Annotated in this window: 24 protein-coding genes; 16 read left to right on the top strand and 8 right to left on the bottom strand. The window is 44.8% G+C overall.

Going from position 1 to position 25,531, the window contains the following annotated elements:
* Positions 1-36: 36 nt before the first annotated feature.
* The 3 genes from K9M52_RS18750 (at position 37) to K9M52_RS18740 (ending at position 1,554) form a co-directional block, all read left to right on the top strand.
* Positions 37-354: a helix-turn-helix domain-containing protein gene (locus K9M52_RS18750; RefSeq protein WP_224069974.1), complete on the top strand. Its 318-nt coding sequence runs from the start codon at positions 37-39 to the stop codon at positions 352-354.
* 251 nt (positions 355-605) lie between these two features.
* Positions 606-1,079: a hypothetical protein gene (locus K9M52_RS18745; RefSeq protein ID WP_224069973.1), complete on the top strand. Its 474-nt coding sequence runs from the start codon at positions 606-608 to the stop codon at positions 1,077-1,079.
* A gap of 1 nt (position 1,080) precedes the next feature.
* Complete coding sequence (locus tag K9M52_RS18740) at positions 1,081-1,554, top strand: hypothetical protein (RefSeq protein ID WP_224069972.1); 474 nt, start codon at positions 1,081-1,083, stop codon at positions 1,552-1,554.
* A gap of 56 nt (positions 1,555-1,610) precedes the next feature.
* On the opposite strand, the gene K9M52_RS18735 is transcribed toward K9M52_RS18740, so the two are convergent.
* Positions 1,611-2,255 carry a hypothetical protein gene (locus tag K9M52_RS18735; RefSeq protein ID WP_224069971.1) on the bottom strand — a complete coding sequence of 215 codons (645 nt, stop codon included), beginning with the start codon at positions 2,253-2,255 and terminating at the stop codon, positions 1,611-1,613.
* A gap of 630 nt (positions 2,256-2,885) precedes the next feature.
* Between K9M52_RS18735 and K9M52_RS18730 the strand changes: the two genes are divergently transcribed.
* Both K9M52_RS18730 and K9M52_RS18725 read left to right on the top strand, forming a co-directional pair.
* A complete protein-coding gene (locus K9M52_RS18730) occupies positions 2,886-3,830 on the top strand; it encodes a TolB-like translocation protein (protein ID WP_224069970.1) in 945 nt (314 codons plus the stop codon).
* A 135-nt stretch (positions 3,831-3,965) separates the two neighbouring features.
* Positions 3,966-4,544 carry a methyltransferase family protein gene (locus K9M52_RS18725; RefSeq protein WP_224069969.1) on the top strand — a complete coding sequence of 193 codons (579 nt, stop codon included), beginning with the start codon at positions 3,966-3,968 and terminating at the stop codon, positions 4,542-4,544.
* Positions 4,545-4,660: 116 nt separating this feature from the next.
* On the opposite strand, the gene K9M52_RS18720 is transcribed toward K9M52_RS18725, so the two are convergent.
* Positions 4,661-5,419 carry a zinc metalloprotease gene (locus K9M52_RS18720; protein ID WP_224069968.1) on the bottom strand — a complete coding sequence of 253 codons (759 nt, stop codon included), beginning with the start codon at positions 5,417-5,419 and terminating at the stop codon, positions 4,661-4,663.
* A 327-nt stretch (positions 5,420-5,746) separates the two neighbouring features.
* Between K9M52_RS18720 and K9M52_RS18715 the strand changes: the two genes are divergently transcribed.
* The 8 genes from K9M52_RS18715 to K9M52_RS18680 all read left to right on the top strand — a co-directional run bounded on the left by K9M52_RS18715 (position 5,747) and on the right by K9M52_RS18680 (position 11,963).
* Complete coding sequence (locus K9M52_RS18715) at positions 5,747-6,205, top strand: MarR family winged helix-turn-helix transcriptional regulator (RefSeq protein WP_224069967.1); 459 nt, start codon at positions 5,747-5,749, stop codon at positions 6,203-6,205.
* A gap of 59 nt (positions 6,206-6,264) precedes the next feature.
* Positions 6,265-6,867 (top strand): NADPH-dependent F420 reductase, encoded by a 603-nt coding sequence (locus K9M52_RS18710; protein WP_224069966.1) that lies wholly within the window; start codon positions 6,265-6,267, stop codon positions 6,865-6,867.
* Between the two features lie 19 nt (positions 6,868-6,886).
* On the top strand, positions 6,887-7,738 hold the full coding sequence (locus K9M52_RS18705) for an SDR family oxidoreductase (protein WP_224069965.1): 852 nt from the start codon (positions 6,887-6,889) through the stop codon (positions 7,736-7,738).
* Between the two features lie 245 nt (positions 7,739-7,983).
* Positions 7,984-8,472, top strand: coding sequence for a DUF1440 domain-containing protein (locus tag K9M52_RS18700; RefSeq protein ID WP_224069964.1), 489 nt, complete (start codon positions 7,984-7,986; stop codon positions 8,470-8,472).
* A gap of 1 nt (position 8,473) precedes the next feature.
* A complete protein-coding gene (locus K9M52_RS18695; RefSeq protein WP_224069963.1) occupies positions 8,474-8,869 on the top strand; it encodes a DUF1801 domain-containing protein in 396 nt (131 codons plus the stop codon).
* 84 nt (positions 8,870-8,953) lie between these two features.
* Positions 8,954-9,349 carry a VOC family protein gene (locus K9M52_RS18690; protein WP_224069962.1) on the top strand — a complete coding sequence of 132 codons (396 nt, stop codon included), beginning with the start codon at positions 8,954-8,956 and terminating at the stop codon, positions 9,347-9,349.
* A gap of 431 nt (positions 9,350-9,780) precedes the next feature.
* Positions 9,781-10,437 carry a putative polyvalent protein kinase domain-containing protein gene (locus K9M52_RS18685; RefSeq protein WP_224069961.1) on the top strand — a complete coding sequence of 219 codons (657 nt, stop codon included), beginning with the start codon at positions 9,781-9,783 and terminating at the stop codon, positions 10,435-10,437.
* 182 nt (positions 10,438-10,619) lie between these two features.
* Positions 10,620-11,963, top strand: coding sequence for a transposase (locus K9M52_RS18680; protein ID WP_224069960.1), 1,344 nt, complete (start codon positions 10,620-10,622; stop codon positions 11,961-11,963).
* 264 nt (positions 11,964-12,227) lie between these two features.
* Here the strand turns inward: K9M52_RS18680 and K9M52_RS18675 are convergent, their stop codons facing one another.
* The 6 genes from K9M52_RS18675 to K9M52_RS18650 all read right to left on the bottom strand — a co-directional run bounded on the left by K9M52_RS18675 (position 12,228) and on the right by K9M52_RS18650 (position 19,481).
* Positions 12,228-13,700, bottom strand: a complete 1,473-nt coding sequence (locus tag K9M52_RS18675; RefSeq protein ID WP_224069959.1) for a hypothetical protein — start codon at positions 13,698-13,700, stop codon at positions 12,228-12,230.
* 314 nt (positions 13,701-14,014) lie between these two features.
* Positions 14,015-14,242, bottom strand: a complete 228-nt coding sequence (locus K9M52_RS18670; protein WP_224069958.1) for a hypothetical protein — start codon at positions 14,240-14,242, stop codon at positions 14,015-14,017.
* A complete protein-coding gene (locus tag K9M52_RS18665; RefSeq protein WP_224069957.1) occupies positions 14,212-15,342 on the bottom strand; it encodes a PepSY-associated TM helix domain-containing protein in 1,131 nt (376 codons plus the stop codon). Before K9M52_RS18665 ends, K9M52_RS18670 begins: the two co-directional genes overlap by 31 nt.
* 21 nt (positions 15,343-15,363) lie before the next feature.
* A complete protein-coding gene (locus K9M52_RS18660) occupies positions 15,364-16,584 on the bottom strand; it encodes a hypothetical protein (protein WP_224069956.1) in 1,221 nt (406 codons plus the stop codon).
* Positions 16,585-16,615: 31 nt separating this feature from the next.
* Positions 16,616-19,048, bottom strand: a complete 2,433-nt coding sequence (locus tag K9M52_RS18655) for a TonB-dependent receptor plug domain-containing protein (RefSeq protein ID WP_224069955.1) — start codon at positions 19,046-19,048, stop codon at positions 16,616-16,618.
* 244 nt (positions 19,049-19,292) lie between these two features.
* Positions 19,293-19,481 (bottom strand): TonB-dependent receptor, encoded by a 189-nt coding sequence (locus K9M52_RS18650; RefSeq protein WP_224069954.1) that lies wholly within the window; start codon positions 19,479-19,481, stop codon positions 19,293-19,295.
* A gap of 558 nt (positions 19,482-20,039) precedes the next feature.
* Here K9M52_RS18650 and K9M52_RS18645 point away from each other — a divergent pair.
* The 3 genes from K9M52_RS18645 (at position 20,040) to K9M52_RS18635 (ending at position 25,522) form a co-directional block, all read left to right on the top strand.
* The gene (locus tag K9M52_RS18645) at positions 20,040-20,609 is read left to right on the top strand and encodes an RNA polymerase sigma-70 factor (protein ID WP_224069953.1); all 570 of its coding nucleotides are present in this window, start codon (positions 20,040-20,042) and stop codon (positions 20,607-20,609) included.
* Positions 20,610-20,639: 30 nt separating this feature from the next.
* On the top strand, positions 20,640-21,749 hold the full coding sequence (locus K9M52_RS18640; RefSeq protein ID WP_224069952.1) for a FecR family protein: 1,110 nt from the start codon (positions 20,640-20,642) through the stop codon (positions 21,747-21,749).
* Positions 21,750-21,817: 68 nt separating this feature from the next.
* A complete protein-coding gene (locus K9M52_RS18635; RefSeq protein ID WP_224069951.1) occupies positions 21,818-25,522 on the top strand; it encodes a SusC/RagA family TonB-linked outer membrane protein in 3,705 nt (1,234 codons plus the stop codon).
* The last annotated feature ends 9 nt before the right edge of the window (positions 25,523-25,531 follow it).

Raw genomic sequence — 25,531 nt, 5'->3', positions numbered from 1 at the left:
AGCGCCTGAAAGAATTAGGACGAGAGTCAAAGAGAATTGGCGGAAAAAATGGATGTAAGTCCGCAACTGGTTAATAAATGGGTCCAGGGTAAAGAAAATAATTTCAGTTTAGAAATTCTATTGTGGATTGGAGGTCATCTAGGGATAGATTTGATTGAAATTCCTTTAAAGAAATCGAGGGCAGAGGTTTCAAGTCAATTAATTAAATCTTCTGAAACATACGAAAAAGGGGAATTAACTGACGTCTGCAAAGCCATTTCTTTAAGCAGTTACACTACCAGTGACATCAGTTACGAATCAAATAATCAAGAACTCATTCAACGTATAGCACAAGTAATGACAGAAGAAGATTAGAAAAAATCTTGCTATTGAAGAGATTACAGTGGAATAGGGTAAGCGTTTATTTGGGTTTAAGTGGGTGAAAAGCGCACGGGTTTTCATAGAGACATACACCTTTGTAAGAACTATTTTTTGTTGATATCAGAACAAATGAATAAACTTGTAGTCTCTATGACCCGCATGATTATTTCTTAGATTTGCTGCTAGTCAGGACAGGCTTCGGGACATACAGTGCAGTTCGTTTAAGGCTACATATAAAACTTTCGATGATGAAATACGTTATTACCCATGACAGAGTTGAAATTGATTTGTTTGCAAGATCTAAAATGAACCTCCGGATAGTGGCCTGGCTTGTTATTTTGGGTATCAGCCTGGCTATGGCGCTGACCATGCCGCAGGCCGCTCTGCTACTGTATTTGTTTGCCTTGCTTTCTCTATGTGCTGCCTTGTATGCCTATTTTCAGTCCCGGCAAAACGCGGTGTTCGATTTAACGAATAAAAGGGTGACGGTGCCCAAATTCCTGTCCACCCGTACCTTTGAGGGAAGCCAGATTGATCGCTTTGAAAAGGTAACGGCACCAGGGAAGAGTGATTATTATGTAATGCTGCTAAAAGAAGACCGGCACGGGCAGGGATATAGGCTGATGCCCCGGTATGGTGGTCTGTTTGCCAACCAAAATAAAAACGCGGAAGAATTTGAAGCCAGAATCTTACCGGTTATTAACCAAATCCTTTACTAGCATGGAACGGAAATTTTTTAAACAGCGACAGGATGGATTTGTTACGCATGCCATCAATTCGTTCATATTGATCATGGGTGCTGTATTATTGGTTTGGAGTATTTCAGTGTTTGCGCGAGGGTATATTTTTGATTTTCAGTCTTTTAATGTGGCTATCCGGTCCTTGGCACCCGCATGGGTGATCTTGTCGCTGTATTGGCTGGCCATCGGGGTGGTCCGTATCAAGATTGTTCCCGCGAGCCATGAGATGACCAAACAGTACCTGTTTGGTCTTTATAGCAAGAGATATAGCTTGTCGGATCCGCTGGACGTTTTTGTTGCGACACATTATCAAAGGGGGAAAAGGGTAGAGTCGGATGTGCTGGTAAAAACATCGCAGGGAAACGTCAAAGTAAGAACTTTCCCGAAATCCACACAGATTGATCCGTTTATAAGGGAGTTTAAAAGTCTTTTCGGGACCATTTCACCTTTGTGAAAAAGCCGGGTTTGATACGTGCAAAAGCGGGCTCAGTCCGGCGATGGCCGGCAGCCTTACAAAAGCATTCCATCATATAAAAGCGCTGCGAGTTTATAGTGGCCATGGAACCTGGCAAATATGAAGTATTTGCCGCCCTCCCGGTTGCCTTTCATATATTCAATGTGATAGACATAGACCTGCGTTGCCGGATCACGCTTGCTCGCAATCAGCCGGCTGACCATACCGGTGTCCTGCCATATCCGGATAGGGTCATTTTTTGACAGGGGAGCGGTGATACACCGGATAGCCTGCCGGTCAAATATCTCAGCGTAGAGGGCTTCAAACTGTTTTTCATTGATGCCTGTTGTATCCTGCTTAGGATCCTGCAGCCGGTCATGAGGTAAACAGCTGGCACCTGCTCCCAGCAGCGGAAAAGCTATGCACTTTTTCAGCTGCTGGATATTACCCTGTTTTACGGCATGAGCAAATAATTTCCAGGCCTGGATGAAAACGGAATCGCTTTCTGGTCTTGTTTCTGACAGGCTATCCTGGGTTACTTTGCGCTGATGCGCATGCATGACAGGTGTATGGGCGTTTATCGCCTGGCTGCTGTTCACTGCGCCGGCAGTGGGTGACTGCCTGGCGCTCTGTTTGCATGCTGCCATAACGGTAAGCAGGGCAAAGCAGCACATTGAACGGTGTAGCATTCGTCTTTTCATCGCTTAGGCTCATTTTCCGGGTTTTGCAACCTTGGTTGTGAACAACCCTATTCATTCATTATTTACGTTTCACATTCGGTGCAGCAGGAATTCCAGTTAAAGCTACGCATTATTGTTTGATTTTTTGACGGCATTGTACTGATGGTATAGGCGCCTGAAGGAACCGGAGTGGAGACAAAAGATAGCGGGAAACAAGGATAGGCGCTTGATTCGCCGATAAATTTAAAAGAGTAGATTTCGGTTTGGAATAGCAGTTGATTACTTGAAATGCCATTAGATCATCCGGTAGGGGCGTTTCAGGTATGTAGATTTTTTTTAATTATTTTTTCTGAAATATCTCCATTTTTAATCGTTTTTCTGGATTCTGAAATATGCTGCCTCAAATATGGAACCTTACGATATTTACGTTAAACAGACGCAATCTGTTTCGGCCGTTAGGAAATACCTGTAAATCAGAAAATACCTATTTCTAGGTATTGCCCGGCCTGGTATTAACTGTGATATTTGTAGTGATATATTTATCGCCCTTGTTGTTTCTATGCGAAGGGAAATCACCCCCGCGCATTGGTTTGACAGATATGTTTTCTACAACGTGCATCATTAGGTTTTACATATCTATTTTATCCAATAATGAAAAATATTCTTCTTTTTATAACCTGTATTGCACTGTGCTGTGCTTCCTGCAGTAAAAAAAACACGCCGGCGCATCCAGGGGAAGGACAGGGGTATAATTTGTCAGGCAGCCTTTATTTTGACTGGGCGACAGACGGTATCCTGAAAATGGATTTAAGAACGGGCGAAAGCGTCAGTATTTTAGCATCAGATGTTCGCCGTAACGGATGGGATATCAGTCGTGATGCAAAGCAACTTCTGTATGCTACTGCATCCCCTGATCACGACTACGATGCCAATCAGTATACGAATATACGGGTCAGTGATTTAGACGTCGTTTACCAATTCAAGTATTACCCTACAGAGAGGGAGGATTCTTACGGTTTACTTTCTCCGGATGAAACAATGATCGCTGTAGAACCGACCTTTGATGATGGAATTATAATCCTCAACCAACAAGGAGATGTATTAGCTAATCTCGATGAACTTGGTGAGACAAAGCTCCGGATAAATGTGACACGTCATGCCTGGATGCCTGATAACTCCCTGCTATTTACGATTGGCGATCATATTTATTTAAGTAACACGGCTTTTACAGCAGCGACCCTGATCAAAACGGTGGATAATATCGGTTACAGGGCCTGGGATGCTTTAGTGGTCAGTCCTGATGGGAAGAAGGTGGCCTTTACCCGGGGCGGCCATGTCTGGATGATGAATAGTGACGGCCGTAATCTGGCACAGATTACCGGAAGTGATCTGCACGAAAAGGCATGCACGTTTTCACCAGACGGCAACTATCTGTTGATCGGAACGGAATACGTCAATAATAGCTGGTATCTTGCCGTTATCCCTGCTGACGGGAGGCAGTATAATGTAGGCGATGAAGACGCTGACGGACGGGTTATCTTTCTCTATGATGGGAATATACGCCAGAAAGGAGACGGTTTTGCTTATTGGAGATAAACCTGTCCCCATATTGCCGGGAGTATAGCTACAGGACGGAATATCCCCATTTTTCTCTACATTTACGCTTTAGTTTTTAAACAGATGGGGGACGCGCTGTGATAAAATTAACCAACAACCAAAGAATATAGCCCAATGAGTGAGTATATAAAAATCGTGCTAAGAGTTATATGGCTGACTGTTATCATTTATTGGGTCCTTTCGGCGTTCAGGGCTAAAAAGACCACGCGTCAGGAGTCTTTGGTAAAGCGTTTTGCCCTGTATTGGCTACCCATCATCATTGCGATATTGTTATTGGGCCCGGGTAATTGGTACGGGCATAGCTGGTTAAGGGAAAATTTTGTGGCACACACGAACACAGTTGGCTTTATTGGCCTTTCTTTTTGTATTGTTGGCGGAGCAGTTGTTTGTTATGCACGCTATTTGCTGGGCAGGAACTGGAGTGTATCGGTAGCACAAAAGAAGCAACATGAGTTAATAAAGTCAGGTATTTACAGCCTGATCCGACATCCCATTTATACAGGATTGCTACTGCTATTTACCGGTAATGCACTAATAGTAGGAGATTATAGGGGTATACTGGCCGTTGTTATCGTTTTTGTGTCGTTATGGCTAAAACTCAAGAAGGAGGAGCATTTACTGACCGGGATATTCGGGGCGGAATATGCCGGCTACAAGGCTAATACGAAGGCCATCATTCCCTATGTACTTTGAAAAATTTTGTCTGCCAATCCTAAGTAAAACCCGCCGTTTGCGGGGCTACGCGGTTCATAAATGGCCGTGGCATACAAAAGCGGCCCGCACTGCTGGATAGTTTATAGTTTGCCGGGTCACTTTCCTCCGTTGGCTTTCAGGTCATTTAGGCAGTTCTGATCCAAAACAGGCGTATTGCCTGCAATGAGAAACCCGAGAATATCGGTGGTCTCTGCCGCATAGTACATCAGGCAGTTTTTATTGTTGCAGTGATCGGGGTGGGCTTCGTCCACATGATTGACCTGCATCGATGAGCCGATATCAACAAGGCCGAGCAGGTGACCGATCTCGTGTTCCAGAACCGTAGTGAAAAGTTGTGCCCGGTTCGCCTGTCCGATGCCACCGGAATTGTCGTAGATTGTTTTGCCGAAAAGGCATATGGAGGTATTGCGGTAGGTAAAGCCCAAAACCGAATTGTCGGTATAATCTGCATCCGCAATGACTACATATAGAGTTATTTCTTGGTCACCGGCATACTGTGTTCTGTACCGATCTTCTACCGAAATGACCTCATCTGTGGAAACCTGGTTTTTCTCCAGGGAGGGTATCTGCGTTTCCGTTATGGAAACGCCGCCTGGTTTATTCAGCCGGGTTTTCAGAAAATTTTTGACTGCGCTGATCACACCGTCATCCGGTTTATAGTCGGGTGTATATTGGAGCTCTATTTTCAAGGAAGTAAAGGGTGCAGCGGAAAGCAAATCACGGGCGGATTTACCCACCGACTGTTTGCTGTATGTTTTTCCGTTAAATGAACCGTCCTTGGGCTGATCACTTTTACTGCAGCAAACAAGCAGCACCGCCAAAAAGACCAGTATCGCATGATTTTTATAATGCATCTTATCGTGGATTAAAAACGTATACGAATATAGCTATTTTTTTGGGTTGAGGGGCCTATCATGACATCCTTCCGGCATTTTTGGGTTCGTTCAGGCGAGGTTGGGAGTGGAGTAGTGGAGACATCCTGCTGACAAAGACTGAATTAAAAGCTTTGGGTGAATGAAGCTATGGTTTTGGCCGGTTGTCTAATGCCAGGGGATTCAATTCTGTGAAAACGGATGAACAACTGTTGACCGGTAGGATCTTTTATGTCAGAAGGCGGTCGGATTATCTGATGGTAAATTTAGTTGTTTGGTTAATTAAATTATATCCTATACCTTTATTCTATGAAACAAATTGGGAGCGACTTCCATCAAAACAGAAAAGTAGCGCATTTATTGGCGCATCATATCAATAATGCCGGGAAGTATATGAACCGGATTTTGCAGCAGAAGCTTCAAAATGCGGGCTATCGGTTAACCTCAGAGCAATGGGTGGTACTGGCCTGTCTGTTTGACCGGGACGGGCAAACACCTACCGAAATATGCGAAGCCACGCTTAAAGATAAGCCGGGGATAACGAGAATATTGAGAAATATGGAGCGAAATAAACTGGTAATTATGATGGACAATCCCGAAGATGGCAGAAGCAAAAGAGTGTTTCTCACCAAGCATGTAAAAAAAATGGAGCGGCCATTATTAGCTATTGCGGCCGAAACGGAATCGCAGTGCACCATGGGTATTTCAGAAAGTGAACTTGAGGCATGCAGGCTGGTCTTAGATAAAATTATGGGCAATCCTGAGTAAGCTTTTAATTTAATAGTTGTTGCATTAACTATATATTTGTAAACTGTAAATACATTAAAATGAAAATAACCATCATTGGTGCCGGGAATGTCGGCACGGCATTAGCAAGAGGGTGGGCCAAAGCAGGCCATGAGATTAGTATAGGGGTGAGAGATGTAGATACTTTTAAAGATAAAGATCTCTTGCGGGACAAAAATATTTCGGTTGAAAACATACCCGGAGCGATTGAAAGGGGAGCCGTTATCGTACTGTCCGTACCGCCTGGAGCTGTGCCCTCTTTGGTGAAGTATCTAAAAGGCGCGGCGGAAAAAATTATCATTGATCCAACGAATGCTTTTCGTTCCGGCCTGGAGGGGTTTGAAACTGCCTTTGATGCTTTACGCAATCTTACTGAGTGCAAGCACATTGTAAAAGCATTTAATAACACTGGCTTTGAAAATATGGCGAACCCCGGCGGGCTGGATACCTTTGTTGCCGGTGACAGTGAAAGGGCAAAGGAAGTGGTCAGACAACTGGCAAAGGATCTGGGCTTTGCCAATTGTTATGATTTCGGTGGCAGTGACAAAGCAGGGCTGCTGGAACAGCTTGGGCTGTGCTGGATCAATCTTGCGCTGATGCAGTCAATGGGCAGAAATATTGCCATTAATGTTTTAAAAAGATAACATTTAAACACTTGAGTATATGAACAAGATACTGCTGGCAGGCGCAACCGGGTATTTGGGCGGATACATTCTAAAAGAACTTTTGCGCAGGGGCTTTGAAACGAAGGCACTTGTCAGAAATGAGAAAAAGCTGCCGCAAGGATGCCTTACGTATCCGAAGCTGGACATTATAAAGGCAGAAGTAACGCGGCCGGAGACACTGAAAGGCTGTTGTTGGGATGTAGACATTGTCATATCCACGGTTGGCATTACCCGGCAAAAGGATGGGCTGACATATATGGATGTGGACTATCAGGCGAATCTTAATTTGCTGGAAGAGGCTAAAAGAAGCGGGGTGAAGAAAATTATCTATATTTCTGTGCTAAACGCCGATAAATTAATGCATCTTAAAATCTGTGCAGCGAAAGAAAAATTTGTGGCGGTCTTAAAGAAATCAGGGTTGGATTATTGTATCATTCGCCCTACGGGCTATTTCTCGGATATGAAGGAATTTTACGAGATGGCGAAAAAGGGGCGCGTATTTTTGTTTGGGGACGGGCAGCATAGAATGAACCCTATTCATGGCGCCGATCTCGCGGCCATTTGCGTAAATGCCATTAGGTCAGGTGAAAAAGAACTTTTAACGGGCGGCCCGCAAATTATGACGCACAATCAGATCGCCAAAATAGCGTTTTCTGCGGCTCTTAAAAAGCCCAAAATCACGCATATTCCAAATGGAATCAGCAAACTCGCCTTATTTTTGATTAGGACGTTTACCGGCAGCAAAACCTATGGCCCGATCGAATTTTTAATGGCTGTCTTGACGATGGATATGATTGCCCCGGAATGTGGAAGCCATACGCTGAAAGAATATTTTGAAGCATTAGTATAAAATATTCACACAAATCGACCGTTAAAGGTTGAGGGCAGGGTTCATTAGCGATGTATCGTAGAGGACTCCTGCCATCTGATAATCCTATTAAAAGAAAATACTTAACTTGTGTGCATAAACGGAGTGGTCACCGCTATCTGATGATACGGTTTTCTCTATAGCGTTTTAGCGTATCGCATTTTCTGATAGAATATCAAAAATGACCATTGCTGAATAGATCTTCTGACAAACTTAACAGGCGTGAAATGAACAGGATTTCAAGCGCGGTACTAAAAATAGGCTTCCTGGCCGGTTGTGCCGATATACTGATCGCATTTGTCGACGCATGGTGGAGTTATGATATTTTACCGGTGCGTGTTCTGCAGTTTATTGCCAGCGGTCTATTGGGTGAAAAGGCTTTTGAGCAGCCGGTCGGCCCGGCGCTGCTTGGCTTAGCCATACATTTTTTCATTGCTTTTTTCTGGACGGTCTTGTTTTTTGTGCTGTATGGGCAGTTTAAAAAAGTCGTAGGCGCTCCGTTTATGCAAGGCATTGTTTACGGGCTTTTTATCTGGCTGGTCATGAATTTGCTGGTTTTGCCACTTACGCATGCGCCGGGATCCGAGTTCCGATGGTTTACAGCGATTAAGGGTACCATCATATTAATTATTGCTATCGGATGCCCATTGGCTTATTTTGCCCGAAGCTATTATCTGAAAAAGGAAACTGACATCTATAAAAAACAGCTTAGATAAAATGGCAAAAGAACAGATGAAATTTCGGTCACTGGTTGAGCTCTTTGATTTTCTTCCAAGGGAGGAAGCCACATTGACGGATATGTTGCGCGAGATCACCATAGCGGCGTTGGACGGTTATGGTAAAGAGAAATTGTCTTATAATGTTCCGTTTTTTTACGCAAATAGATCTATATGCCTGATCTTTCCTGCAGCTGTCCCCAGAAGTGGTATAAAAACCGGTGTATTGTTCGGTTTCTGGTATGGTAAATGGCTGATCGATAAGAACAGATATCTGGACCGCGGCACCAACAAACAGGTGTTCTATAAGATCTATCAAAAAGTCGGGGATATTGACGTTGCTGCTTTAACCGGACTGATCAGAGAGGCTGTTGAACTGGATAAAAGCTTTCAATGAATAACACAGAAGATGTATATGCCTTTTTAACTTATTGACTGATGAACCTTGAATGGTTGTCAATAAAAAAACGGAAAAAACAATATGACCAACACAATGGGAAAAACACATTTTGCGCCGGAACTGCATATCCCGAAGGGTACCTTCAATATTGATTTTTACCTTAAATTTGGCGCGAAGGAGCATTTTTGTTTAAACAATGATGACGGGAGTATTCATGTTGCGGAGTTGGAAATAGATGGAGCCGTTTTTCATGTACATGAGACCATGGGCTGGTTTGATGCGCTTGAACCGGTGGCTGCGAAAGGGGTGACCACGGTGATCGGTTTATTTGTGGATGACGTGCAGGAGGTATTTAACAGGGCCCTCGCAGCGGGCGCCAGACAGATCAGTCCTGTCACGGACCATGATTATGGCTACAGACAGGGGATGTTCAGGGATCCTTTCGGACATTACTGGCAGATACAAAAGAAAATCTGACCGGAATGCCGCTAAATGGCCTTGCGTTTTTTTAAGGATCAGGGAGCGCTGTCCCTGTTCTAAAAGATCGATCCATAGGAGCTGTCCCGATGGGAATTTATATACGCTGTGTTAGTCACGGAAAAAGTTATCCTGAACAACGTGCTTTTTAGATATAGCTATATCTTTTTCAGATTTAGCTATCAAGTGTATCAAGTGGGTAAATTTGCTCCAATTGCTTTATGGGAGCAGCTGACGCAAAAGCCCAGTTTTCTAAATAACAAATTCCAAAAGTATACGACTGAAAACCAACAGTTAATATTATAAAAACTCCTTTTAATAGAAATGTGCTAGGGGAGGATTTTCCTAAAATACCCTTATTTAATAGTCAGAGAATCAATGGCTTACTTGTTAGACTGATTATTTACTATATTTTTGTAACATTTGTACAAATGTATAGTGATGATACAAAAGAAAAACTTAAAAATATCATTTGCGGAACTGTCCTTGAGGGGACGGGAGATTCTTGCGCAGCAATCAGAAACCACCTATGCCGAAGCTTTGAGACAGGTCCAACGATTAAAAGAGAATTCGAAGGTAGGGCAGTCGTCAAAGAAAAGCAGGCCGAATGCTTAAGGGAATACTGTCAGCAAAATGGTCTTTGGTTAACAGCACTCCCAAAAGATGCTAATTATCTGACACAAGGAGGAGTGTCAAAAGTTTATTTAAACGGTGATCGGAAAAGCGTGCTGAAATTAAACGACTGCGTTTATTATGCAACTTGGCTTGAGTTTTTTAATAGTCTTGTTATTCACAATTTATTATTCGAAGTTACTGCATATGCTTGTCAAGGGTTTATAGAGATAGAAGGAGCTTTATACGTGGTTCTCAAGCAGGACTATGTGAAAGCAGATGGAGAAGCCGATCTTGAAGATATAAAAGAAGTCCTGAATTTTAATGGCTTCAAGAATATTAAGCGTAATGATTATTTTAATCAAGACTTTGACTTGCTGTTGGAAGATATGCACGATGAAAACGTAATCACGGCTGGCGGAAAGCTCTTTTTCATTGATACGGTTTTCTATATCACAAGGAATGGAAAAGTTTAATTCTGTTACCGATAATGATAATGTAAGCTCCCAAGATTTTTATAAACGATTCATACCGGTAGGGTGTTCCTGAAAAGCTGTAATAGTTATCCCCATTGAGTTTCAGGGTGTGGATTATAACAAAATTGCCCTGCTTTGGCACAAAAAGTGTTCAAAGTAGGGCATAACTTTTTTTATAATCCATGACAAATCTACTTTTTTTTCACGAGAATCTTCTGGATGAGTCTTTTAGCCAAACAGATTTAGGAATTCTTTATAAAGCCATCCCTTTTGAGCAGTTATCCGCTACTATTCCCAGTCCCCGGGGTCTTATTACCGGCCAGGGACGCAAGAGCTGGTTTGATGTCAGCGGAGGTATTGGACTGATGATCCTTAAGCACGTTATGGGCGTCAGTGACCGGATGCTGATCGATCGTATTAATACTGACTGGTGCATGCAGCTGTTTTGTGGCATCCGGCTCAGGCCCGGTGAGAGAATTAAGGATTCCAATCTTCCCAGCTGGTGGCGCAGTTATATCGGGCAATACCTGGATATGGATGCCATGCAGCAGTGCCTGGCGGGTTACTGGAAGCCCTGGATAAAAGATACAGCCTTTAGCTTTGAGGACGCCACATGTTATGAATCTTATATAGCCCATCCCACTGACTGCAAATTGCTGTGGGGTGCCTGTAAGGAAGTATATGCGTTGAATCAACTCTTTAGAAAACAGTTGAAATTACGTAAGAGCCGCAGTAACTACGAGAAACATAAAACCCTGTTCCTGAACTACCAGCGCTGCAGGAAAAAGAGCAGGCGTAAGGAACGTAAACTGCGTAAGCAGCTCTTAGGTTTTTTGTACCGCCTGCTGCAGCTTAACGATGAATTGCAGGCCCGCCCCGGAACTCATATCAGCAAGCGGAAAGCCACCCGCCTGAAGACGATACGTACCCTATACGAGCAACAGCATAACAAAGCTTTTGGGGATAGGAACCCACAGATCAAAGACCGGATCGTATCGATCAGCAAGCCCTACATCCGTCCCATTATCCGGGGCAAAGAAATAAAAGCTGTAGAGTTCGGAGCCAAGGTCAACAAGTTACAGGTAGACGGCATCAGTTTTATCCAACGGCTGAGTTATGATGCCTTCAATGAAGGCACACAGCTGGTGGATACGATTTATCTGCACCGTAAACTTTTTGGGAAGTGCACGCATCATAGTGCCGATGCTATTTATGCCACTAATACCAACAGAAAGTATTGCCGTCAAAACAATATCACCACTAATTTTATTCCTAAAGGAAGGCAGAAGCCTGCTTTGGTTGAACAATCTAAAACGATGCGGGCAGCGCTGAACCGTCAAAGGGGCACGGTCCTGGAAGGAAGTTTTGGCAATGAGAAAAACCACTATCATTTAAATAAAATCAAAGCCAGGAACCAGTCTACCGAGACCTGCTGGATCTTCTTTGGCATCCTTACAGCAAACGCATCCATTATCAGCAAAAGAATGCAACAGGCGGCCGCACAGATTAAAAGCACAGCGGCCTAGAATTGGCACGCTTACCTTATCCAACCGGACTAAATAACAGGTCTAATGGCCTTGCTATGTCCCATCCACAAAAAAGCCTCTCTTTAATTCCTTTTTACAGAAAAAAGAGAGGATTTATTAGTTTAATATTTAATATGTAACAACTCCTTTGGGTGTTTACAGGAACACCCACCGGTAATCAAACCACCAGTGGCTTCGGCGATGGTAATTTCCAGCCCGTAGTAATTTCCACCACATGGTAAAATTTTATGGTGTTACCCTGTCTTAAATATCCGTTTCGCCCGGCTGCACATCCTTACTCTGTTCGGGCATCTCGCTGCCGGCAAACCCGAATAAGCGCCTGTCTTTGATCATCGCACTGACCTCATCGGGCACCAGGGCCTCCCAGCCGGGTTCATTGTGTTGAATCAGGCGTAGTACGTTATCTGTCCGTAATTGCAGATTGGGCTCGTTGTAATGAACTATATCTTCAATTTTATTATTAGCAATCAGATAGCGATACAGGTCGATCAGGTGCGGCGGAGGGTTAAAGTGCAGGCAGTTCTGTATATTTCCGCCCCGTAAAGTAGGGTAGATAAATAGCTTTACTTTCCGGCTGAATAAGGTCGCAAAGGATTGCAGGATGCCGCCGGGCAAATCTCTATAATGCTCTTCGCCAAATATATATTCAAGATTGGGATAGCCCAAAACGATGCCCATTTTCAGCTTTGTGATTTTGGACAAATAGGCCACAAGTTTATAGTATTCGTGAAAATTAGAAATCATAACGGTCTGGCCGAGTGCGCAGAGTATATCGACACGGTCCAGAAAATCTTTTTCATCTATTTCCGCCGCATCATCGGCGCCCCGTTCCTTTAAGCCTTGCAGCGTGAGCTCGGTTATCACCAGCAGTTTTTTCTCATCAATATCCGGATCTTCCAGAAATTGCTTTACGCCATTTTTCAACATATCCATATGGACATTGACAACCGGCCGAAACCTACCTCTGACCATCACGATATGTTTTTTATACAGCGCATCTGAAGGAGGAAGATTATTGCCATCGGCACCGAATACGGCTACGTCAGAGAAACCAAATTTCACCAGATGCAGGCTCATCAGCCGATTGTCCACATTGTGGAAGGCAGGGCCTTCGAACCGGATCATGTCTATCTGGATACGATCCCTTGAAAGGTCATCCATCAGGGACCGCATAAAAACAACGGGATTGGTAAAGTTATAACAGGCATACATTAAATTAACGCCCAAAATACCCACGGCTTGCTGTTGCATATTATTGTCATTGTCCAGCAGCTTCACATGGAGGATCACGTCATTTTGCGGCCCTTTGGGCTCCAGTTGAAAACGAAGCCCCATCCACCCATGTGCGTCATTTGATTTTTGGTAGTTCAGAGCAGCGATCGTGTCGGCAAACGCAAAGAAAGTCGTCATTTCACCTTTTTGCTTATCCAGTCTTTCCAGTAATAATTTAAATTCGTGATCAAGCATGGAAAGTAATCTGGCCTCCGATACGTACCTTTTGTCGGTCTGGACGCCATAAATGGAATCAGAATAGATCATATCATAGGCAGACATGGTTTTAGCGATGGTGCCGGATGCGCCACCGGCCTTAAAAAAGTTGGCCGCTACGTCTTGTCCGGCACCTATTTCTGCAAAAGAGCCGTAAATACTTTTATTCAGGTTAATCGTGAGTGCTTTTTGTTTAGTCGCCAGTGTATTATGGTGATCTATATTCATTATAGGTTGTATTTAGGGACAAAATTAATTAATAAGCCTGACAATCCCCTGTAGCCGCTGACTTAAAAAAAACGTGGTAAATGAAAACAGCCATACATACCCGCAATAAGGTTTGGCTTATAGCGTGTGTTTTTTTTCTGGCCTGAAGATTAAATGGAAAGTGTTATAGGATAAAATTTTCATTCTGATGATGTGTTTTCAGCCAGAAACGACGCTGCCTTCATAAGGCTTTCTTCCATAAAGCACCAAATGCAGGACGGATCCCTGTTTTCTACCGGGATCCGTCCTGCATGACAGGCGGCGGGTTAAGTAGCTTACTGCCTGTAATAATGGTAGCAAATTTTGTAAATCGGATAGGCCAGCATTACACAAAACAGCAGATCCCACCATCCGTCTTCTACCAGCGCGCCTATCAGCCCCGTTAATATTAGAATGAACAGTATGAGCGGTTGCAGCCATAAATTGCCCCATCCTCTGGTTTTTACGCCTGTTTCTGTATCCGGCAAACCGCCTAAGATGTCTTCGGTGTCAGATTTTCCCATTTTGACTTATCGGATTTACGTCTTACCCACCAAAGGTAAAGACCGGTGATTAATACTATAATGGTGGCCAGGTCGAATAAAGCCCAGATCACTTTCAGGGCCATGCCTCCATAATCCCCGAAATGGAGTGGCTCAGATAGGAATAAAGTATTGACGTACCATGGCATTTTTCTGATATCCGTTAACTTTCCTGTTTTAGCATCTATTAATGCCGGCATCAGTAGTCTGGAGGTTAAGGCTGTTTTTCCTCTCATAAAGATCGCATAATGGTGCTTACTGCTAAAGATCGTTCCAGGATAGGTGATAATGGAGGGTGCCATATCCGGCGCTGCCGCCTGAGCGGTCTTCATGGCATCATCCAGACTGCTATAGGGTCTTGTAATCGCCGGTTGACTAGCATAGGGGGCCACCATCTCCTTTAGTTGCCCTTGCTGCCAGAGGCCGAGTACGACGTCGGATAGCGTGTTGATGATACCGGTGATCCCCACCACTACCGTCCAGGCGAGGATCACGATGCCCAGCAGATTATGCGTGTCCAGCCATTTTAAGCGTCTGGACCTGTATTTACGGACCATCCCGAAATTAAACTTTTTCATGATAGGGCCATATAACATGACCCCAGACACGAGGGCGATTATAAAAAGTATCCCCATAAGTCCCAAAAACAGCTTTCCGCCGATACCCAGAAACATGTCTGTATGCAGTTCCAGTATCTTGTATATCAGCGTGTCTGTCCTGGGCTTACCCATCACTTCGCCCGTCTTTTGATGGAGTGTCACATAATGGCTGTGGTCGGGTGGCGCGGCAGGTTTATCCGCCAGGTCAAAAGTGACGAGACCGGGATGATCTTCATCCCAGAACACATACCGGATATGCTCACCCGGATGCTCCTGTTGGGCCCTGACGGCCAGGCTGTCCAAACGAAGATCAGGCGCATCTTTGGCAAACTGTACTTCTTTGACAGAATTGGTTAAATGATCGATCTCTTCATGAAAGATCAGGGGCAATCCTGTCATGCACAGCATTAAGAGAAAAACTGTGCAGATCAGTGAAGTCCATTTGTGCCAATGGTACCACCGGCGTGCTGTTTTGACTTGCATAACCTAATTTTATCAAACAAATTAATTACTGTCCAGATGGATAAATCCGGAAACCAGACCGCCGTCCGTTACGTTGAAGGCTTTCGTCGCTTCATTGGTCTGCGTATTCAACAGATAGTATCCGTTCTGGTCGCCGTTAGCCAGCCAGAGGTAAATTTTGCCGTCAATCTCCGTAATGCCCTGTTCGTTGGAGTGGATATAACGGGTTTTAGGCATCCCCGTAATTTTTGTCTTTTCCAGTGTGTTAATATCCACGGCATAGTAATCCCAGATATTATCAGCCAGGTTCTTGAAGTCAGCCGTCAGCGGCTCTTCCGGTAACTGGATATAAATTTTGCCGCTTTTGATCAACGCACCTGCAATGGTAGAATGTTGCTGAAAATCGTCTGCTTTTAAGATCCAGTCTGTATCAAAATCGGTTTCGCCCTTTTTGATCCGCACGATAGCGGAATTCGTAATTCCCTCGTTAAATCCCGTATAATAAAAATACAAAGCCCCGTCGTCACCCAGGGTCCAGAACTTATTGGCGCTGGAGCCCCATCCGAAACTCTTGATACCCGGATATTGAATGGTCTTTTCCAGTTTATTGGTAGCGATATCTATAACGGCCAGCTCCGCATAATTCACTATATCATCCCCATATCCTCCATTTGCGTTGGAACTATAGGTGACACTGGCGTATAGCTTACCTTCTTTGGCGGCCAGAATATGCTTGCCCACGACCTGATAAGGAACACCATCCATGGATAAGGATGACAGATCAATCTGTCCGGTGCGGGTCATCGTGGTGGGGTTGAACGTCTGTAAGAGCATCGTTCCCCTGGTTTCATCGGAATAATACCCCAACTCCGGGCTTACAACAAGAAACATGTTGCCACCTGCCAGGAATCCCGCGTCCTGGATAGCGCCATTCGGGCCTACGGTCAGCTTCTGGATGCCAGCCTGTCCTGCGATACTGGTACGGTTAAAGATCCAATTGCCATATTTGGTAAAGCCAAAGGCTGAACCCATCTGTAAGGTTTTTGACTGTATATTGGAAAAATCGCCTGTGGGCATTTTAGTATAGGCGGTCATATAGCCCGGCGTGCCTAAGTCTCCCTCGTTTGTGAAAACGATATAGGAATAATTACCTTCCTCAGAATGATTGTCTGAAGGGCTGTCTTTACTGCAGGCGGGCAGCAGTATGGCCATAGCCATTAAAAGGCTGGCGGATAAACATATTTTTTTTAAAGTAGAGAACATACTATATACTTTTTAATGGATTAAAAAAGGGTTAGTGAATTGAATAATTGATTTTGACAGAAAAACTTCGCCCCGGGTTCTGGATCCTGAACTGATCAAATATCCGGGTATCGAAAATATCTTTTACCTCCAGTCCCAGACTAAAAGGCGCCTGAGCTGGCTCATAGTTAACGCCAATGGTATGGATCTGCTGATCCGGAATAATATTGCGGGCATCGATACCGGCCCTGCCAAACAAACCCAGGAAACCACCCGGTTCAACAGATTTGGGAATATAAGAGAGATAGTATTCTCTGACATAGTTAAAGAGCCAGTAAGCACGTAAATGATCTTTCTTTTTAAGGACATTTCGCCAATGGCCGTGCAGCCCCGCGTTGGCGAAAAAATAAGGTGTATTTTTTAGCCGGGCGCCTTCCGTTGTATTATATCCTGTGTTTTTTAAGCGCAAATTCTGATAGGTGAAATTACCCGTTGCCTGCAGCCAGGGGGTTAAAAATACACCCAGGTCTGCATCAAGGCCCTCGCCTTGTACCTCATCTACGTTCTGGCTTTGCGCATAAATAAAATTAATGGGCATAAGCAGGATCAGATTCTTGGTATGACGGTAAAAACCATTGAGCTCGAGTGACCATTTCCGGGGTATGGCCAGTTTATATCCCAGATTGACATTAAAGCTTCTCTCTGGCTGTAATCCAAAGTTTGAAAGTTTCAGATGCCCGTCGCCAAATAGCTCATCCTGTTCCGGCAGCCGGAGCGCTGTTTCAGCTGACAAGTTTAGAAAGCTGTGGTCGGAGAGCGTGAATTTTACGCCGTCAGCAACACCCCAGGCACTTTGACTGTTATTGGTATGGACCGCGTGCCCCTGATAATCCGCATCCGTGGCGTCCGTCGTATATTGATAGAATTTGCCAATCAGGTTATTATCCAGTTTGCCGGGGATTAAGGTCGATTCCAGGGCTACAGCAGCAATGATCTTCCGGTAGGTAGCAGGTACTTTTAAGACGTCGCCGCCATCTGAAAAAGTATACCCTCTCGGGTCTGTCCCCTTGCGTCTGAAACGGTTCCATATAACATTGGCATAAAGTCTGTGTGCATGACCAAGTTTAAAATCCAGGCCAGTCCTTGACAACAGGTAATCATAATGAATTTTGGCCAGCGAACCGGTCGTAGAAAGTTCGCCCTGTTCGGATCCGTTAGGTGTGAAATGGCCATACCAGTCGTAATGCCCGCTTATCGTGTCAATCGTTGTACTATGCAGCCTGCTGGCGACAAAGAATTGTTCCCAGTTCAGCCGGTGGTCCAGAAGGGCTTTACGGTATAACAAATTCCCGACCAAGGAATGCTGCCTTCCTTTCGCTTTACCGAAGGGTTTATCCATGGAAGAGCCAAAGGGAAATTCTTTACGGATATCAAAAGCAGTCAGACTGAGTTTTACAAGATCTGCCCACGAAAGATCTTTCCAGCCGGCAAAGGCTTCACCGTAATAGCTGCTGAATTTGCTGTGAAAGAGTTTGGTATGTATCTGGCTGGTGGCGCCGGTTAGGGAATCCGTTACGGGGACATCTACGCCGTAATTGTTGTCTGAATAGTTCATATAGGCATTTAGCCCGGCAAAAAAATGTCCGTCCGGGTTATAATAGATCCCATTTAATGTAGCCCGGTGGGTATTAAAGGAGCCAAACTGATAACTCGCGTTCAAAAATGATCTCCGCGGCGCTTTGCTGACCAGGTTCACAGCACCTCCTAATGCATCTGCTCCCAAATAGACGGGTACGACGCCTTTGTATATTTCCACATGATCCAGTAGATTTACAGGTACCGAACCCAGGTCGAAGGCTGCACCCAAATAATCCGTCGGGATGCCATCCTTAAAAAAACGCACGGCTTTATTCTGAAAGCCGTTAAGCAGGATCTGATTACTGGCTCCCAGTCCGCCGGTAGTCCGGATCCGGACACCGGCAGTTCTGTTCAGTAATTCAATCAGAGAGGCTGATTGCCCTTGTAAAGTGCTCAGATCCAGAATCTGCGCCTTGATTGGTGTGCTGGCCAATTGTTGCTTCTGATTTAAGGCCCTAACTTCAACATCTGTTAAGTTTCCCACTGAATCCTGTAACAGCCAGCTTTTGTGTATAACAGAGCTTGCCTGGTCCTGTATATAAATACGATCGTCAACAAACCGGTATCCGAGGGCTTGTATGCTGATCTGGTAGGCAATACCTTCCTTAAGGGATACCCGAAACTGCCCTGCCCGGTCAGCAACGACACGGAGATTTCCGGGATTTAGCTGGATGACAGCCTGCTGAACAGGCAGATCAGACGCATTCATAACTGTTCCGATTAGCTGAATATTGTTGTTTACAGAAATAGATGCGCCTCCGGTTTGGGCGTTAGCCGGCCCGCAACAGATGATTAATAGTAATAGATGGGCAAGCATATAGGATACTATGCTTTTGAGATATCTCATGGGAACTTTTAGATAAAAATATTTAGTCGTCCAGTTTGCCCCGCAAATATCTTGCTCTGGGGCAACTGCCGATTAATAAATCGGGAATTTCTATTACGCAATCGGGAATTTTTTTGTAAAACGGGTGACCGTCATTGCCATCTTTGCAAAAAAAACAGCGCACATCATGGAAATGACGCCCTGTCTTTTAATCCCTTAACTGCGGAGCATAAACAACCGTCGCACCGAAGGGTTGCTGCTTTATCTAGAACCGGAAGATCATGGAGGCTTTCAGCCGCCGTGGTAGCTGCGGGGTGCCGTATACATCCCAATACCGTTTGTTGGTCAGGTTGTCTAACCCGATAGCAAAACGGACTTTAGGCAGGGCATAAAATACCGTTCCGCTCAGCCCGGTATAACTGGAATTGGCGGACGGCAAGCTATCGTCTACCATCAGTTATTATTCAATTCCGGTCAAAGACAAGGTCAGGCCGGATTGGAAACCACTTATAAAGATAGAGGAGTGGCTTGGAATGTGTCCCCTTTCAGAAGCTTACCTGTAAAGCCCGGTAAAGACTTTGAAAAAAAGATGCGCCTGGCTTCACCCTTTTTACCTTTAAGAATGTCTAGTACAAAAGAGACAATATTCTCGTGAAATAATTATTAAAAGATAAGTCATCATAGCTTCATTTTAAATGAATGATATTATGGCCTATAAATTTCCAAAGAGAAGATATTTAATAATTATTAAATAAGTTATATATTGTAGAATTATATTATGCAAAAGTGGATTGGAGCTTATGGTGTCGGCAACTTCTCTTGTTTCCGGGGCCGCATCATACAGGAGGCATGTGTTGTTGCTCTTTGTGACTTGGACGGGCAGGTCGGTTTTTAAATAAGGGTAAATTACAATGGTCAGTGTTTTACCCTTAGATCGGGGAAGGCGGCAGTCGTTTGGATCTTTTTTATTTAGGACGGGTTATTCAATTTTGAAAAGTTCAAGTGTGTTAATATGTCGAAACTGGAGTTATCTACCAATGATGCTTTTGAGCAATTATTTAAGGTGCACTATAGTCATTTGTGTGCGGTGGGGTATTATATGACTGGAGATGAAAATGCTGCGATGGACATCGTTCAGGACTTTTTCCTGTATTGCTGGGCTAAGAAAGATACCCTGCAGATCACCCATAACTTTAAAAGCTATGCCGTCAGGTCTATTCGCAATGCATCGCTTAATTATTTGAAAAAGGTCAACCGCGTTCAGCTGGAAGTGCTGCAAGAGCTGGAAAAACGCTGTAACTTCTTGTTCAGTGAAGAGTTGACGGGTAATGAGCCTCAAAATAACGCATTGTGGGAGGCCATTTCAAAGCTGCCCGCACAACGAAAAAAGATTTTTTTACTCAGCAATATCGACGGTCTGAAATACCAGGAAATCGCGGCCAGGCTGGGGATATCCATCAATACCGTTAAGACGCAGATCAGATTGGCTTTTCAGTATTTAAGAACTGAATGTAAAGGCATTGTCAATGTTGCCCTATTATTTATTTCTGTGAATCTTTGTTTGTTCTTCACTCATTTTTGACAGGCTGTTGCCTTAATAATAACAGTTATCATGAACGTTAATGATCATCATATAGATTGGGAAAAATTGTTAGACATTTTAGAGCATAACGAAAGCGATCCCGAAAGCCTAAGTAAGGAGGAACAGGACATGCTAAGCATGGCCAAAGAGATGCGTGCGGAGCTGATCAAAGCCAAATTTCCGTCAGATATAGGCTGGCAGCGTTTTACCCAGGCATTGGCGCATCGTCGTAGCAAAACGAAGTATATGGGCCGCTGGTTAGCCGCCGCCTCAGTACTGGTGATGGCCGGGTTAGGCGTTTGGTGGCTCATGAGTCAGCATAAAGAAACCGATCAGTCCAGGGTCGTCCAGCGTAAAGACATCATGCTCAGAAGGTCTAACGGGACTGTGTTTTCGTTAGGGGATAAAGACCAAACGATACAGGGCACGGGAGCAAAGATTTTGTCGGGTGCCACGACTGCGGTTTACCAGTCCGGTGCAACAACCTCCCAGGCTACCGTGGTTTCAGATACGCTGGTGGTGCCAAGAGGAAAAACGTATACCATTCAATTACAGGACGGTACAAAGGTAGCACTCAATGCAGCCTCAACCATTGTGTTTCCTGAAACTTTTACAGGTAAGTTCAGGGAGGTCTATGTGCAAGGGGAAGCCTTTTTTGACATCAGGCACGATCCGAAGCATCCTTTTATTGTCCATAGCGGGCCTGTCACCATGAAGGTGCTGGGGACTGCATTTAACGTGAATACATTCGGCGATACGCAAACAACCACCCTGGTCCGGGGCAAGGTACAGGTAACGGAAGGCGATCAATCGGTAGTGCTGTCGCCAGGTGAACAATCCGTTTACAGTAAAGGCGGCGACCTTAGCCGACACGAGGTTGATGTCCGACTATACACAGCATGGTATCAAGGGGATTTGTTTTTTGATGATGCCTCCCTGACTGATATCGTCCGTATACTGGGACGCGTTTATGACTATGATTTTAAATTCTCAGACCCTTCTTTAAAAGACATCAGATTAACGCTGGATATGCGTAAACCAGCATCCATTCGTGAAGTGCTGCAACTGATAAGAAAGACAGGGACGGATATTGATTTTAAAATAAATGATAAAGAAGTGATTATAAACAAGCCACAATAAAGCGTGAACGCTTATGATATGTTTTTTGTCTAACACCCGTGCATTTCTAATATAATTTTTAAATTAATATGCAAAAACAGATTTTATCTTCCCTTAGTAATAGGGGAGACAGATGGGGGTATGTTTTTAAAGCAGTCGTTCTTTGTTGCCTTCTGATAGCCTGCGGGCATATAAAAGCGCAACAAAAAGAGGACAGCCTCCTTTTAGCTCAGACAGTCAGTTATTCTGCCACCAATGAACCGCTCTCCCAGGTGCTGAAAGAACTGAGAGAAAGAACAAATATACGCTTTACATATAACAGTGGTTTGATACGTGTACAACCACCTGTCACAGTTCATGCAAACAATGTACCTTTCGGTGTACTGCTGGACCAGGTCCTGGCCAAAACAGCACTCAGCTACACGGTGTCTTTTGGCGGGGTTGTTATCTACGAGAAAAAAAAGGAACAACCGGCAAAAGCACATAAAGAAAAAAAAGGCGATAAACCTCCGGTGGTCGCCCTCATACTGAGAGGACAGGTCACCACACATGGCGGCGAACCGCTGGGCGGCGTTACGGTTCAGGCACTTTCTTCCCATCAGATGACAGCCACGTCCTCTGACGGGTTGTTTCAGATAATGGCCGTTCCTGAAAGTAATATTCAGTTGTCAATGGTAGGCATGAGAGACCGGCAGTATAAAGTCAGCCAGTCCGATCAGAATAAATTCGTTGTCCTAAAAATGGATAGCAGTGTACATGAAATCGAGGATGTGGTCATTAATGGTTATCAAGCGGTGGATAAACGTAAGGTGGTTGGAGCTGTTTATACACTGGATGCGGACGAGTTCCTGAATGCAGGTGCGGCTTCTTTGGATCAGATGATACAGGGAAAGGTGCCAGGGCTGATGGCCATCAATAGTTCCGGGAGCCCGACCAGTTCACCAAAGCTTCGAATCAGGGGCACCTCGACGATTGTCGGAAATGCTTCTCCCATTTGGGTGGTGGATGGCGTCGTGCGACAAGATCCTGTGAACCTGACCCCACTACAGATCAACCAGGCACTCGATGGAGCCCAGACCGCCAATTTTAATATTGTCGGCAATGCGATTTCCGGGATTAACCCAAACGACATCGAAAGCCTTACTTTTCTTAAAGATGCTTCTGCCACGGCTATTTACGGTGTAAAGGCCGCCAACGGCGTTATCGTCGTTAAAACCAAGAAAGGAAAAGCAGGCCCTGCTGTTGTAAGTTTTTATACGAAGGAGGGCATGACCGGCCGGCCATCTTATAACAGAGTGGATGCGATGAATTCAAAAGAACGCATAGATGTGTCGCGTGAGGCGATCCAAAACGGGGTGTTTTATGGCTTCAACCCGCTCCCTAATTCTTACGAAGGGCTGCTCAGGCAATTATATGACCGCAAAATAACGCAGGCTGCGTTTAGCCAGGGGGTCGCAAAGCTGGAAACCATGAATACGGATTGGTTGTCGCTTTTGGCCAGAAACCAGTTTAATCAGGGACATACCCTCAGCGTTTCCGGCGGCGCCGGCAAAAGCACTTATTATGTATCCGTGGGTTACCAGGCCATGCATGGCACTTTCAAAGGCGACGATCTTAAGAATTATACCGTTATGGCCAATATACAAGGAGAAATCAGCAGGAAATTGAATTACCAGATGAGCATCAATGCCTCTTTAAGAAACGCCAATGGTTTTTTTCAGGGGGTAAACCCCAATGACTATGCACTGAAAACCAGCAGGGCCATTTCTAAGGACGCGCCCTATATCGCAAGCTATTCCAGTGGCCTGCAGGGACCGGATTATCATTATGTCGTACCGATCACAACCCCCTTACACTTCTCCATATTCAACGAACTCAATGAAACCGGTAATACCAATTCAACACAAAATATTCAGGCAACGGCCAGTTTAAATTATAAGATTATGCCAGGGCTCTCTTATGAAGGCTTATTCAGTGGCGCACTGAGCAGCAACAGATCTTTCCAGTACGCGGAAGACGGCAGTTATTACATTGCCAAATTAAGGGGTTATGATCTCGATTATCCAACTACAGATGTCATACAATCTTCATCACCATTGCCTTTTGGCGGCATTTCCTATCCTGCAAATACGCATACAACTTCTTATACCGCGCGCAATACACTGACATTTAATAAAAATCTGTTCGGAAATCGTGATGAGTTGTCTGTGGCGGTCATCCAGGAAATTACGTCCACGAAGTCTGATGCATTGTCTTCCATGGAACTGGGTTATTATCCAGGCAGGGGAAATACTTATTTCTCCTCTTATTATGCGACCCATCCCGCAAAAGATAATAATGTGATGCATACGGTTCAGCAAACCAATACAATGGTCAATACCCTGAGTTATATCGCGACAGGCTCTTATGTGTTGAACCGGAAATATGTATTGAATGCCAATATACGTACCGATGGCAGCAACCGATTCGGGCAGTATTCCAATCAGCGTTTTTTACCGAACTGGTCTGTAGGATTGATGTGGCATGTAGGCGATGAGCCGTGGTTTAATTCAACAAGTGCCGTCAACAGGCTGGACCTTCGGGCAGATTATGGCACACAGGGCAATGTTGTAACAGAGGTAGGCCCTGATCTGATTGCTTCCTATCCCAGGGAGCCGCTGGCGCCTGTTTCTAACGAGTATATACTTGACCTCAAAAGCCTGCCCTATCCGGACTTGCGCTGGGAAAAGACAAGCGGCTGGGATGTCGGGATCGATATTTCTTTGTTAAAGGGCAGGGTATCACTGTCTGTAGATGCTTACAGCAAGAAAGGCACAGACCTGATCGCGTCCAAAGATATTCCATTAGAATACGGAATCAGCTCCATGTATCAGAATTACGGAAAAATGAACAACAGCGGCTGGGATGGGACTTTGACAGTGATCCCCGTAAAGGCAGGTCAATTTCAATGGACACAGCAATGGGTCTATAGTCAGGTGTATAATAAGGTGGTAGAATCTGACCTGAAATATACCTATAATGACTACCTCAATGGAACCGTCATTCTGCCAGGAACACCTATCGGTTCTTTTTATTCATGGAGATTTCAGGGACTGGACGGAAACCATGGGGTGCCCCTGTATGATTTGAAAGGCGCAGATAAGGCACCTCTGTCCAGTCCACGGGATTTTCTCGCCTACAGCGGCCGGCTGGATCCGTCCTTTACTTTGGGCAGCGCGACGCAGCTCCGCTATGGCAATTTGTCCCTGACCGCTAATTTTTATCTCTCACTGGGTAATTATCACAGACTGAATCCGATTTATGCAGGATTGCCAAAGGTGCGTGTGGGCTCCGGTATACCGGCCCCTGACCAGAATCTGCCCAGAGAGCTGGTGGACAGGTGGCGTAAGCCCGGTGATGAAAAATTCACGAATATTCCGGCCTTTACCAATTGGGTGGAACTGGTAGGCTATCTTAAATTCTATGCGCCGAGCTCTCAGGCCAATTCTTCCTTTACGGGCGGGGACGCTGTGTTAAACCAGATTTCACGCTACTATGCCTATGACCAGTCTACGATCCGTGTCGCAAACGCTAGTTATCTGCGCTGCCAGTCCATCATGCTGAGTTACAATCTGCCAACGGTCTGTCTACAAAACCTGGGGATCAGAAGCGGTAATATTGCTTTGACCGTCAACAACCCCTTTGTCATCAAAAGCAAGGACATGTTATGGCAGGACCCCGAAAACAGCGGAACCGGCACTGGATCTATGCCCTCCACGGCTTCCTATTATTTAACAATGGGTATTACTTTTTGACAAGTTAAC

The organism is Arachidicoccus terrestris (genome assembly GCF_020042345.1).
Classification (GTDB): domain Bacteria; phylum Bacteroidota; class Bacteroidia; order Chitinophagales; family Chitinophagaceae; genus Arachidicoccus; species Arachidicoccus terrestris.
The sequence above is the reverse complement of the archived record's forward strand: the minus strand, read 5'-3'. Positions and strand labels throughout refer to the sequence as shown.